At 39.2% G+C, this 12,490-nt stretch carries 16 protein-coding genes; 2 read left to right on the top strand and 14 right to left on the bottom strand.

Annotation, left to right across the window (positions count from 1 at the left end):
* Positions 1-480: 480 nt before the first annotated feature.
* From ACZ42W_RS08065 to ACZ42W_RS08040, 6 genes are all read right to left on the bottom strand, one after another.
* A complete protein-coding gene (locus ACZ42W_RS08065) occupies positions 481-1,272 on the bottom strand; it encodes a lipid II flippase Amj family protein (protein WP_464169828.1) in 792 nt (263 codons plus the stop codon).
* Positions 1,273-1,365: 93 nt separating this feature from the next.
* Positions 1,366-2,289 (bottom strand): PhzF family isomerase, encoded by a 924-nt coding sequence (locus ACZ42W_RS08060; RefSeq protein WP_464169826.1) that lies wholly within the window; start codon positions 2,287-2,289, stop codon positions 1,366-1,368.
* 33 nt (positions 2,290-2,322) lie between these two features.
* The gene (locus tag ACZ42W_RS08055) at positions 2,323-2,472 is read right to left on the bottom strand and encodes a hypothetical protein (protein ID WP_464169825.1); all 150 of its coding nucleotides are present in this window, start codon (positions 2,470-2,472) and stop codon (positions 2,323-2,325) included.
* A 185-nt stretch (positions 2,473-2,657) separates the two neighbouring features.
* Positions 2,658-3,392 carry a 4Fe-4S binding protein gene (locus ACZ42W_RS08050; RefSeq protein WP_464169823.1) on the bottom strand — a complete coding sequence of 245 codons (735 nt, stop codon included), beginning with the start codon at positions 3,390-3,392 and terminating at the stop codon, positions 2,658-2,660.
* A 149-nt stretch (positions 3,393-3,541) separates the two neighbouring features.
* Entirely contained in the window at positions 3,542-4,618 is a 1,077-nt protein-coding gene (locus tag ACZ42W_RS08045) for an EFR1 family ferrodoxin (RefSeq protein WP_464169821.1), read from the bottom strand.
* Positions 4,619-4,798: 180 nt separating this feature from the next.
* Positions 4,799-5,647 (bottom strand): VanW family protein, encoded by an 849-nt coding sequence (locus ACZ42W_RS08040; RefSeq protein ID WP_464169819.1) that lies wholly within the window; start codon positions 5,645-5,647, stop codon positions 4,799-4,801.
* A 308-nt stretch (positions 5,648-5,955) separates the two neighbouring features.
* On the opposite strand from ACZ42W_RS08040, the gene ACZ42W_RS08035 reads away from it, so the two are divergent.
* Entirely contained in the window at positions 5,956-6,483 is a 528-nt protein-coding gene (locus ACZ42W_RS08035; RefSeq protein ID WP_464169817.1) for a dihydrofolate reductase family protein, read from the top strand.
* 6 nt (positions 6,484-6,489) lie between these two features.
* Here the strand turns inward: ACZ42W_RS08035 and ACZ42W_RS08030 are convergent, their stop codons facing one another.
* The 7 genes from ACZ42W_RS08030 to ACZ42W_RS08000 all read right to left on the bottom strand — a co-directional run bounded on the left by ACZ42W_RS08030 (position 6,490) and on the right by ACZ42W_RS08000 (position 10,709).
* Positions 6,490-6,951 (bottom strand): hypothetical protein, encoded by a 462-nt coding sequence (locus ACZ42W_RS08030; RefSeq protein WP_464169814.1) that lies wholly within the window; start codon positions 6,949-6,951, stop codon positions 6,490-6,492.
* A gap of 16 nt (positions 6,952-6,967) precedes the next feature.
* Complete coding sequence (locus tag ACZ42W_RS08025) at positions 6,968-7,171, bottom strand: hypothetical protein (protein ID WP_464169812.1); 204 nt, start codon at positions 7,169-7,171, stop codon at positions 6,968-6,970.
* 29 nt (positions 7,172-7,200) lie between these two features.
* Complete coding sequence (locus ACZ42W_RS08020; protein ID WP_464169810.1) at positions 7,201-7,608, bottom strand: hypothetical protein; 408 nt, start codon at positions 7,606-7,608, stop codon at positions 7,201-7,203.
* Positions 7,609-8,006: 398 nt separating this feature from the next.
* On the bottom strand, positions 8,007-9,287 hold the full coding sequence (locus ACZ42W_RS08015; protein ID WP_464166315.1) for an IS110 family RNA-guided transposase: 1,281 nt from the start codon (positions 9,285-9,287) through the stop codon (positions 8,007-8,009).
* Between the two features lie 89 nt (positions 9,288-9,376).
* The gene (locus tag ACZ42W_RS08010) at positions 9,377-9,595 is read right to left on the bottom strand and encodes a helix-turn-helix transcriptional regulator (RefSeq protein WP_464169808.1); all 219 of its coding nucleotides are present in this window, start codon (positions 9,593-9,595) and stop codon (positions 9,377-9,379) included.
* A gap of 153 nt (positions 9,596-9,748) precedes the next feature.
* Positions 9,749-10,072: a DUF3795 domain-containing protein gene (locus ACZ42W_RS08005; RefSeq protein WP_464169806.1), complete on the bottom strand. Its 324-nt coding sequence runs from the start codon at positions 10,070-10,072 to the stop codon at positions 9,749-9,751.
* 28 nt (positions 10,073-10,100) lie between these two features.
* Entirely contained in the window at positions 10,101-10,709 is a 609-nt protein-coding gene (locus tag ACZ42W_RS08000; protein WP_464169804.1) for a lysozyme inhibitor LprI family protein, read from the bottom strand.
* Between the two features lie 206 nt (positions 10,710-10,915).
* On the opposite strand from ACZ42W_RS08000, the gene ACZ42W_RS07995 reads away from it, so the two are divergent.
* Positions 10,916-11,356, top strand: a complete 441-nt coding sequence (locus ACZ42W_RS07995) for a hypothetical protein (RefSeq protein WP_464169802.1) — start codon at positions 10,916-10,918, stop codon at positions 11,354-11,356.
* A 218-nt stretch (positions 11,357-11,574) separates the two neighbouring features.
* Here ACZ42W_RS07995 and ACZ42W_RS07990 read toward each other — a convergent pair whose 3' ends face one another.
* Positions 11,575-12,318: an AAA family ATPase gene (locus ACZ42W_RS07990; RefSeq protein WP_464169800.1), complete on the bottom strand. Its 744-nt coding sequence runs from the start codon at positions 12,316-12,318 to the stop codon at positions 11,575-11,577.
* Between the last annotated feature and the right edge of the window lie 172 nt (positions 12,319-12,490).

Genomic DNA, 12,490 nt, shown 5'->3' with positions numbered 1-12,490 from the left:
GATGTACAAAATAGTTAGAACTAAGAATGCCCAAATGACAGTATGCAGAACCTTGATTATTAAGAGTATACATTTTGGATTTCTAGATTCCCTCAATAAAAACACTCCTGAGCGCATTATTTTCTAACCGCAAAAACCTTATCCCTGTATTAAGTGACCCAAAAACTTACCCCGATAGAACGCACTGTCATATAACGTCTAACGATAACCTCAGCGTTTTCCGCTTTCATCATGGTAAAGTTGCGAGAATCGTGTTATTTTAGCCAGGTACCCTTGGGGTGGCACAATCTATATCATATCTTCTAGCTGAATTGCCCTGCTTTCCAGCTACCAATTGAACACCTCCCCAGAAATTTCATTCCTGCGCCGTTTCATATAACTTCTTGAATCTTATAACCCCTGCCCTATTAGGTTTACATATTCTCAAACTTTACAAAATAGTCATCATACATCATGAGTTTTCTATTGATGAAGTAGTCACTACTTGTAAAAAAAGGCAATCACTTCGGCTGCGGGCAAGAATAGTACCTGTCCTAACAAAGTCCCTACTAACTTAGAAGTAATGAGTAACACAACGAGTGCCTTAACATCGCCATAGGGTCTCTTTCCTCTTAACGCTTGGTCTGTAATCATAGCTGACTTTGGGTCTATAAGAAGCGTAAGTAAAATTGAAGCAACCCCATTGATCATTCCAGATGATGCAACAACAGCAAGTCTATATTCCTCTGAAACCAATATTGCCGAATAACTTGCTGCAAGAACGCCGACCGTATATATTCCTGTGACTAATGCATTTAAAATAAGCAAACGCTTTGGGATTTCGCGATACCTTAATCTTTCTAGCATTGTCTTTGAAGGTTTAGTGACACTCTCTACTATTCGTTTGATATTGTTTATTTGTAAAGCCTCAACAACAAGCGATGGGACAGAACCCGTTACTTCTAGGCGATTTACTGCTTTCTCGAAAATTCTTAGAAATGAAGGAATTAAAAGTACACCCATTAGAGTTCCAATTGTTGCAGCAAAAATCACTTTACGCATATCCATTATTGGATTTAAACCTTGAGTAATACTTAATCCAATAACACCTGCTATCAATGGGGCTTGTAAGGTATTAGCAGTACGCGAAACAAGTGCGATAAGATTAAATAGAGAAAAGGATAATGCAACTTGCCCACTCTTAACAGAGTTCAATCTCACAGAGTAGGCAAGGGTATCAACGAGGTGGATAATTGACGTTAGAATAATCAATTCGACCAACGTTCTTTCCACTGACCCACCACCCTTTCTCCCATTGTTAGACGCCGTGCCGGTTTAACTTGACCCTTGAAAATTAATGTCATCTCTTCTGTGTTAAATTCTTTATTAAATCTCGATTTCGGTCTTAAACACAATAACCGCTCTTCCTCCAATTTTGACTTGTTCAGGCTCTCCATTATCTAAATGAACCATCACATTTACTAGGCCACTTCGCCCAATTGCATGCCCTTGTTCGCCCTTGAAAGAAAAATTAGACTTATTATGTTCAACCAATCCATGTTTAACTAAATATGCCCCAAGGGGACCATTAGCGTTTCCTGTTACCGGATCTTCGTTAATTCCAATGTAAGGTGCAAACATTCTTCCATGAGTTAAAATATCCTTTTGTTCCGAATCCATTGTAAAAACAAAATATCCGTTGCAGTTAATCGTTTTACTTATTTGGGCTAATGCTTGCATATCTGGGAACAAGTCGTTCAATCTACGTCTAGTTTTAATTCCAATCATAACCTTCGAATGTCCTGTAGAAACAATTTGAATTGGGCATCGTTGATCTAATTCGTCTTCTTTTAGTCCCAGGGCATTAACTATGCTATCCCTTTCTTGCATAACAAGTGGTGGATAAAATTCAATTTTCCCCTGAGTCATTAATATGGAATAATCATTGCTCTCTTTAATTATTTCAACCGGTAAAATTCCAATTCCAATCTTATGAATTACTGTTGAAGAGCTAAGTTTATGTTCTAGTGCCCGAACATAGTGCGCGGCAATGGTAGCATGTCCACACACTGGAACTTCAGTTTTCGGAGTGAAATATCTGATCTTAAGCTCATGATCAGTTCCATCTGGCTTGAATATAAATGCCGTTTCCGAATTGTTCATTTCCCGAGCAATGTATAACATTTCCTGATCGGTAAGTCCGTCTGCGTTCATAACTACACCAGCAGGATTCCCCTTAAATTTCTCAGTAGTAAATGAATCAACCTGATAAATCTTTAGTGTTCTCACTTGCTCCCCTTCCCCTTTCATATCTTGGGCATGGCGTCTAACGTATAGGATGATTTAGGACACATCGTCCAACGATTCCTTCGAAAGCTCCCTCGACAATACTAAACCATGGATAATCACTAACATGCTACACACCATTGCCATCACTTCACCTGCCTGGTCACTTGCTGTTAATAGGTCAAATCCACCATGCCATATCAGCACAGGAATAACGCTCCAACCGCTCCCACGGCACAGCCATGCAAGAAGTATAGATCCATAGGAAAGACTAATTTATCGTATAGTTTTATTGCTGTACAATTATCCTTCAAGTGCGAAGTAAGATTTCTAGCTCCTCCTTCAAAATCCCGTCATGGATAGCAGGCGACCCAGCAGAGCCAATTTAAAACCTATCTATTGGGAAGTCCAAATGAAAACTTCAAAGCACCTTTTGTACAGGTGTCAACACACTGCCCGCACAATATACATTCCGTGTTCTCCATTGAGTCCTGTTGAACCATTGTTGAAACTGGGAGGCTCATCGGACACTTTCCATCGCAGGACTTGCAGTTTTTACAGTTGTCTTTGATCGGACGAACCCGTAGAGATGGAATGGGCAGAACTGATTTGATCTTTGACCCTAAGACCATAAAGGGTGCCATCCAGCAGACATAGTGACAGAAAGCCCTTTTCCCTCCTGCAAGTGCCAATAAGACGATGAGTCCCACGAAAAAGTAGTAGATAATGTAGCCAAATTTGTCTGATACGGATATACCGTCATTAATCTGGTAAAAAAAGTCCACTGAATTAAAGCCACCAGCCAGTAATGCCAATACGATAATGGTTAAAATCCATGGCACCCAAATAACATATTTGATTAGGTTGAACTTTCCTCCCGCTGCCTTTTTGTCAACAGAGAGGGTACAACACTCCTGTAACCCTCCCGCCGGACAAGCCCAACCGCAAAATCCCCTTCCGAGGAAGAGGGAACTTAGAAACATCAACCCGAAAAGGATAAGACTTCCAACGACGACGCCTTGACTGGCGCCCTGGATGACCAAAACAGGCGAAAAGTAATAAATAGTTATTGGAAAAAGTAGAAATGAAATTAGCAGAATAGCTTTTCTGATTCGTTGTCTTTTCATCGAATTCATCCTCTTTTCTTTTAGCAAAAACCTTCGCACGATTTATGCGAATGTCACCAAACGTTCCTGTGTTCCCAAAGTCTAGTTACTACTTTCACATTTTCAAATTTTGGGAACAGCTTAAGAAGATGTGGCGGTAAATTGCACACTCAGTCATTTTTGTTTTCTACCATAATATCTTTGAGTGCTGTGTCAGGCTCGTGATAGCGACGATATAAGTGTGTAAATGTTGTGTATGTACAAAGTTTGTTAAGTAAAGGAACTTTAATAAGCCAGCTAAGGATATGGTAGGCTACAATAAATGAAACCAATATGCAAATATAATCAAGCAGAACCTTAACTAGGAAAACATTAAGTTCTATCGCTAGAATGTTACTTAATTCATTTAATACGTAGAATGATACTGGTAGTGTTGTTACAAAGTATAAAACAATTGCAAACGAATGGCTTACTTCTACTGCTGTGTTAGGGCAATAGCCCATACATCTCATACAACTTTCACAAGCAAATGTCCAATAAGGACGAGACTTGTTACTTCCTACCATCCTTATTGCCTTAACTGTACAACTTTTAGCGCATAATCCACAACCTGTACAGCTTCCAGAAGCGAAAAACAACTTTGCCAAGAAAAACCGCCCTATGACTAGGTACGCTAAAGAAATAGGACTCAGCATTAGACCTAATAATAGAGATAGAATTCCCCTATACACTTTTCTTCCTTCTAAAATACTTGTCATAAAAGCATCTGCTTTTACCTCTGCTCTGTCAATTATGAACTTGGAGTTTATAGAATTTAAACCCCAGTGTAATGACATCCAGTTTGACGGCATATCAAGCCCCATGACCCCACGAACAATGTAACCCTTAAAAATCAGTATGAGTGCAAGAAGATAACCTGCAGTACCTTCCAAACCCGGGAACGGAATCGATGCAATTCTAGTCCCAGCTCTTGTTGCCACCACAAAAGCATGTTTTCCCCTTCCATGTGGTAAGTGCAAAACATACCTAATTACGTGCCAAGGTGCTGTAAACCCATGAGTTGGAAATACCACTCCTAACAAGTCATTAAATCCTTCTCCCGAGTCAGATTTTTCATAGTATCTGGATATCTGATGTAGTTTTGAGTTTATGCCTTTTTGGTTGGCTATTTTCGTCATCCATGTAGCCGCTCGAAAAGAGTTCCCTGTTCCACTCATGAAGTATATTTCCATCGACTTATAATTCATGTCCCACCCCCTATTACCGTTGCCCGATAACCTTTTATATTTTCCTTGCCTTTTTCCGCTTCCTTGGAATGAACATAAAGATATATACTTCTACAAAAATTTATTTCCACCTTCTAACTTAATATCATCATCCTCAACGTGGCGGGAACACGCTAATATATGACGTATCCGCCTCCAAATTCATTCTTGAACATTCTTTGTCCCTTCTCCAAGCAATGGTTCGTACATCATAATGGCATGATTTTCTGTAACAAAATCATCTGCGATTTTATTTTCGTTTAGGTCTAAAACGCTACGCCTTATAGCATTATGACGCATGTAGCCACCCCACCATTCTTGTTTTATCAGATGCTCGCTCTCATAGATTTGATATTTAAATGGGCAGGGCTGTTCACATCTCCATTCGCCTTCTAAGTCATTATCCCCCACACTAACTTTAAGTTGATATTCATATGGAGTATTATTCTTAATTTGCAAATCGACATAATTATATACAACTGTTGCACCACTTCCGAACGGTTGGGTTCGATTTGCATCAGGAAAAACGTCGTGTGTGTGTCGCCACCGCTCCGTCACAGTCAAAGGCGTATGAAGTGCCATCCAATAAATCAGGTTTGAGAATTGGCATAGGCCACCTCCTACACCTGCTGTAAATGAACCGTTTGTCAAAACCATTCCTTCCAAAAAACCTTTTGCTTTTGTTGGTTTTCCAACCAAACGCCAAAACGAAAAGGTCTCTCCGGGTTTTAATGTTATCCCATTTATCTTTCCACAAGCCAACCTTAAGTTAGTTACTTTATTCTCCTGCAGCCACATATCAACATTCCTCAATCGTCTATACAATGGCGTTTTATGGGATACCACTATATGAGGAAGCTCAATCTTCTTTATAGTAGAGGCATATCTAATTGATCGATTAAATATCCACCTAAAATATCGCCTCCAGGTGAAGTACAACTTCCCTAGAAACATTCGTATATTTGAACGGGGAACGGGCCTTTTAGTTTGAAAATGGTAGTGTAAAGCCATAACAATCCCCTCCCTTTCCTATCTTTGCGGATATGACCTATAACGTTCCGGATTCGGACTTCCCAGAGCCTTAGATGATCTTATCTTAGGTGCGGGGATATGGCGCCTGAACCTTCCCGAAACTTTTCTCTTCTGGCGCCCTTGCCCGAATCTATTGTTAGATGGATGGGGCGCGCCCCAATTACTACGCTGATAGAATAAATTTAGCCGCATACTGAAAACTCTAAAGTAACGAGACCCTGGAACAACGTTGGATAATGAGTTACAATGTGGGGTATTCGAAAAACATGAAGACAAGGAAGAAGTATATGAACGAAAAGAGAAAAGTTGTCTTGTTTATTGCAACCAGTTTGGACGGATTTATTGCCAGGGAAGACGGTGATATCAACTGGCTTAATGAAATCCAAGGGAATGGGGATAATGGATTCATCGAATTCTATAATACTATTGATACCATCATAATGGGCAAAACAACATATGACCATATGTTAGTATTAGCTGATGATTTTCCGCATTCAGATAGAAAATGCTATGTATTCTCAAATTCAAAAATTGGTAGAGACGAGTATGTGGAGTTTGTTAGCTGTGATATTGTTAATTTCACTCAAAATCTGCAACACCTTGACGGGATAAATATTTGGCTCGTTGGTGGGTCAGGGTTACTAGACCAATTTTTGAAGGAAAACTTGGTTGATGAGTTCATTATTACGGTTGCGCCGATCATATTGGGAAAAGGCATTCCCCTGTTTAAAAAGGATAACCCTGAACTAAAGTTATCCTTTAAGGAAAGTAGACATTTTGGAGAATTTGTTCAACTTCATTATGTAAGGAAATAGCTTGTATTATTTACTTGAAGACCACTTCAAGACAGGCCAAGGTAAATCCAAAGGCTTAATAGCCCTCTTTTCTCCCACATTCTGTACTTTTGCGTTACAATACCCCTTTTCCTCTAACATCATAAGTTGTCCGACCTCGATATCCATAATACTACCTGTATAATCCGTGACTCTGATTGAAGTTATCCTATCTCCCTGCTTAAAAGTCCCTATTATTATGTTTTTATCGTTCTTAATACACTTTTTAGTCCGAGAGTCAATTACAGGTAACATGTCCATAGACCCCTCTTCTGCCACCAAAGCTACACCTTCTGCATGGGCATTTCGACAACCATTCTCTTTGATATACTCTAACGCACTAGCTAAACCCAAGTCCTGCACTGTTGCTGTGATCTCATCAAGTAAACGGTAACCTAAAGTTCTATGTCCTTCTTTTATAACTGCAATTACTCTTTCCAAAAATAACACCTCTTTTAATCAAAGACTAATAAACTTCCTTCGAAAGCTTCCTCGACAATACTACACCATGGATAATTACTAACATGCTACACACCATTGCCATCACTTCACCTGCCTGGTCACTTGCTGTTAATAAATTAAATCCACCATGCCATATCAGCACAGGAAGGAAAACGCTGTTATACGATGCTGAACGCCCCCAAAACCATAGGTCACCATGGACGGCCACCCTATGAATAGCCTCCTAATTTGATAGCCTTAATATTTTCTATGGTTTAGAGCAACAAAGAAAAAATATACGACGGGCATAAATATTAGTGTGAAGATTGTAAATCTCTGCATTGATACGTTAATAACATTACTAAATACTAAAGCAACAACAATATACCAGTAGGAAATCCAAAAAGCCGTATCCCCTGCTTTAGTGTTGATATAGATATTTCGTTCCTCTTTTTCAAGTTGTAGGTTCTTTTTAAGTCCCGTGTGCTTCTTGGCTTTTTGATAAATCAAAAGCATACCTACTCCAGTTGGAATAAATCCAATTGCAATTCCAAGCATCATAGATTTTTCAAACCCTATAAAGAAACTAATTAAAGCTATAACTCCAATAAGAATAAAGATAGACGAATAAATTATTTCTCTTTTCAAATATTCATCTCTTTTCATCAAATATCCTCCCTCTATAATTTGAAATTTTCTCGTTATATCTCGCTCATTCTTAGAATTTCACTTTAAGAGCATATCGGCTTGATGGTTTATAATTGAAGCAATGTGATTATATGGATGGTGGGGTTGTGTTACAGCAAAGGCTAGTGCCTCTAGTTTAAAATATGATCGCATAATGGATCTCCACAATCACCCTTGCGGTTTACCCTCCCATGTCTCACGGGGTCCGTAAACGGCCCTTACATTCCTTCGTTCTACCTTTCAAGGGGTGGAGGCCAGATAAGCTCCTCTGCTGGGTCAAACGCCCTTATGGATAAAATTGCTCCGGCTTCTCCATGCTTCAATTGTCCTCAAGTATATAAAGAATGAGTTTGAATCTGTTCTAATGAGCTATCCGATTAAGCTGCTAAATGTTGCTCCAAATGAACTAGACTTAAAACCTTTTGTGGATTATAGGTATGGTTTTTTGTCCCCAATGTAAATAGAATTCGTATGAGTTTTCCACATAATGCAATGAGTGATTGTTTTTTCTTTAGGGGGTTATTTTGTCTTGTGGTTAAATAACGGTGTATTGCTTTGAATTCAGGATTTTTAGCGACTAGAGGTAACACACACTTAAACAGTAGGGCCCTAAGTTGAGGTCGACCTCGTTTAACTATAGTTGTTTGCCCTTTGTGTTTACCTGAACTGTTCTCTTTAAGATTTAATCCCGCCAACTTAATGATTTGTTGAGGATGTTCATAACCATTTATATCCCCAACTTCAGCTAAAAAGCCGGCTACAGTTACCCATCCTACTCCGGGTATAGTCATCATTTTCTTTGAACTCGGGATTTCATTCAGCAATTGCCCAACGTAAAGCATGAGTTCTTCCATTTGCCTCGAAAAAAGTTCATACTGCTCAAGAAGCTGCCTTAACTCATAGCGCGCAGACGTGAGACCCGATGTTAAACCAATTGAGACGTTTGCCTGCTCAACAAGCAGCTTAGCCCGTTTCATCCCTACTGCCCGTTGAACCTCTTCCTTCCACTCAACCACAATCTCTTCGGGCTTTAACTTGAGAATATCTTGCGGTAATGGAAATCGCTTTAACGTCACAAGAGATGCTTTACCTTCCCAATTTTTGAATACGTGTAGGTACTCTGGGAAAAACCGATCCAGCCAATTGATGACTCGGCCTTTTACTCGGTTCAACTCTTTGTTTAACCGTTCCCGTTGAACCATTGCGACTCGTAATTCGGCATAGACTCCTGTTAGTAAATTAGGTTCTGTATACCTTCCATCTTTGACAAGTTGAGCAATGACACGGGCATCCTTAATGTCATTTTTAGTGGGTGAGTTGTCATCAAGTTCTTTACTTTTCTTTACATGGTAGGGGTTAACTAAAACGACTTTGATTCCACTTTGGTGAAGAAACTGAGCTGTTGCTAACCAATAATGGCCCGTAGGCTCTAATCCCAAGATGACATCCTCTTTATCATGTTTTGCTTGTAAGTCCCTAATCCAGTTTACGAGTTGGGTAAGACCACTATCGTTGTTATGAAAGATAAGCCGTTTACCAAGCTCAATCCCTCTGAAATCCTGAGCTCTGGCTACATGCTTTTCTTTTGCGATATCTGCACCAATGATAAGAGTTGTTTCTGATACTTGCTTAATTCGTTGTTTTTGCTTATTATTCATTTGGGAGTACCTCCTGTACAGATAATTAAGGGTCGACTTGACGGACGACACCTCGTAATAGTACAGCGAGGTATTTCTTTTTTCAAAGATCATTTTAATTCATTACAGGAATGCTCCTCTTCAAAAATAAAAACCTCTTCAATTCCCAAGTTAAAAACTCTTGATATCTTATACGCAAGAAAAATAGAGGGATTATATTTACCATTTTCTAGTGAAATAATTGTTTGCCTTGATACTTCAACTTTTTCAGCCAAATCCAGTTGAGTCAAATCGAATTGCTCCCTGAGATCCCTTATCTTATTTTTCAACCTTAATCTCCTTTCGTCTGTAATGTAAAGTTCACTTTACAATGTAATTATATGTTTAGCTCACTTTTATGTCAAGTTAGCTTTACACACACATCACAGAAAAATAAGCTTCTTTCCCGCGCAAGGACAATATCAACTACTTGGCAGTCCCTTTTAGCTGTTTTCAGGATCAGTTTGGTTTAATGTTCGAATTCTAATGTACGATTCCTCTCCCTTTGCCCAAGATTTTAAATTAATCAGACGTTCTCCGTTATCCCCATGTTCAGGGTTGTTAAAGGCATCCTGCAGTTTTTCACATGGTAGTTCTGAACAATTGCCACAGTGTTTGAAGCCTTTTGTAATTGAACACTTTGCTACTAAACATTCTCCCCAAAACATCTGACTACTCGATTTCTGACATCCTGGACAGTTTGTCCTTTCTCTCCATTCACAGACACCACAATAAGTCCCGCACATACCAATCATTTCTTTATCCATTATTATCAATCTCCTCTGGTTTCTAAGGTTATTTTTCCTTATATACAAATTTAACAGGATTCCCAAGGATCGAGTAATATTCCATTAACTCTAGTGTTCTCTCGCGTATTCTCCCTTTAATTGCTTGCTGCATCTGAACAGCCCCCTGACTACCTAGAACTGGGCCAGATTCTTGGAAATAAAACACCTGCTTAACAAATTCCGATTCTTTCATGTGGAATTGTAGCCAACCTTTTTGGGACTCTATTAATGCCCCTCTCTCTTTTGTCTTCAGCTTTGCGAGTAACTTATTATAGATAGAATTCAACTCTTTATCCCATATTTCGGCAAACTTTAACTCAAGTTCCAACTGAGCAGTTGTTGAAAAGCTTTTAGATTGGTTAAGCTCATTCAATTCGATTCCATAGTCGCTGTCTATTGGATTATTATTTACTTTAGTTACAAATTCACCTGTCATGTCATAAACTCCATAATTACCTGAACTACTAACTTGAACACGCTTCCCATTGGCTATTTGTTGAGATACCTCTGAAGGGGGGGTTCCATTTTGGGATTGTGCGGTATCATCTACTTTTCCACATGATACAAGTAAAAAACTTACAGAAATAAGAAGGCAAACCTTAATAATTCTCTTCATAAAAATCTCCCCTAAACAACCTTTTGTGTCGACACCGACAGGCCTATTGCACATAACGTCTCTCGTTTTCCTGTAGCATCCCAACTTCATGTATATTGACAGAGTTAGGGCAGCCATAGGGCAAATAATCGCTACAATATCAATGAGGAATAAAATACAATATATGACAAAAACTATACCTCTAATAACTTATGGAGGTAAAAACAATGGATAAAACAACCCGTGGACTACTAGCTGGAATTATCGCCGGAGTTGCTATGAACGTTTGGAATCTCATTGACTATTATATTCTCCACATTACAGAAATCAGATTTTTGGACTGGTTAGCAGTTTTATTAACATGGGCTAAGCCAGCAAACGGTTTTCAAGAAGTTATTGCCCTATTACTTCAAATAATTGTATGGGATGGGTTCCTAGGAATAGTTTTTGCTCTTCTAGTTGTTTTGATTACCTCGAAAGGTATTGTTTATAAATCAACTCTTTATGGTTTAGTTCTTTGGTTCCTCTTTAAAGTAATTGTGAACTTCTACCGAGTTCCTGTCTTGTCTGGTTTGCAAACTTATCCAGGGGCTCTTTCAAATATGATGGCGGTTATTTTATGGGGAATCATATTGGGAATAACTCTTAAAATATTTGAAAAAAATTAGGAAATTTCGAGGCAAGTATTAACAAAAATCGCAAATTAAACCTAATTGCTATCAATCTTGGCTGCCTCAACGGTAGCCCGTGCGGTATGTAGTTAACGCGCCAAGGATGGCTCGGATGAACCCGGTTTCACGTTTAGGGATTCCCTCAGCGTCCTAACCACATTCATCATCCTCTAGTTGCGGAAACTCTGTGTCATAGGAAGTCACCAACTATTCATCTAATCCTGAAATAGTTGTTTGAAGAACCTTTCTGGATTATCAAGAAAGGACTTGGTCAAACGATAATGGTCTGTTTCTTCATAATTAATCTGATTAAATCCTTCTTCATCACATTGGTAAATCATCGCTCCTGGGTAAGCCATTAAAATTGGTGATTGCGTTGCAATAATAAACTGTGCGCTATTTGACTGTTCCAATTCATGAATGATACTTAAAAAAGCGAATTGGCGCTGAGGTGAGAGTGCTGCCTCCGGTTCATCAAGTATGTACAAACTTCTTCCGCCAAATCGATTCATGAATAGAGATAAGAACGCTTCTCCATGAGATTGCTGATTTAAGGACTTTCCACCATAAGCGCCATAAACTTCCCTACCACCCGAATAAATATCTTTTGCCATTTCATCTAAGTGTTTAGCAAAGTCAAAGAAGGTTTCTGCTCTTAAAAAGAACCCATTATTTATCTTAGGCATCCAAGATAAAGTCAAAATCGCGGACAATAATGCACTCTCGTCTGATAACCCTATATCATTGTTCCTTCCACCCCCACCAATTCCAAAACCACACTTATAGGCAATCGCTTCAAGTAGTGTAGATTTCCCAGTCCCATTTTCGCCAACGATAAAAACAACATCGTGGTCTAGATCAAGCGAATCTAAATTTGAAATTGATGGTATGTTAAATGGATAGTCATCTCTATTATCTACACGCTCCCAGTTAAGCGATATTTTCTTGAGATACGACAATGTTACATCCTTCCCCCTCTTAGACCCAAATTAGGTGATTTCCTATAACGCCCTGGCATTGCCGAAGCGTTCCAACCGCATTCATCTTTACAAGTTACGGCAATGCCTTGTTATACGAAGCCGCCGAATCAGAGGCCGCCATGGACGCCGGTCCCTTTTGCCTTCCGTATGG

Source organism: Desulfitobacterium elongatum (genome assembly GCF_055378975.1).
This window is presented reverse-complemented; position numbering and strand designations above follow the sequence as displayed.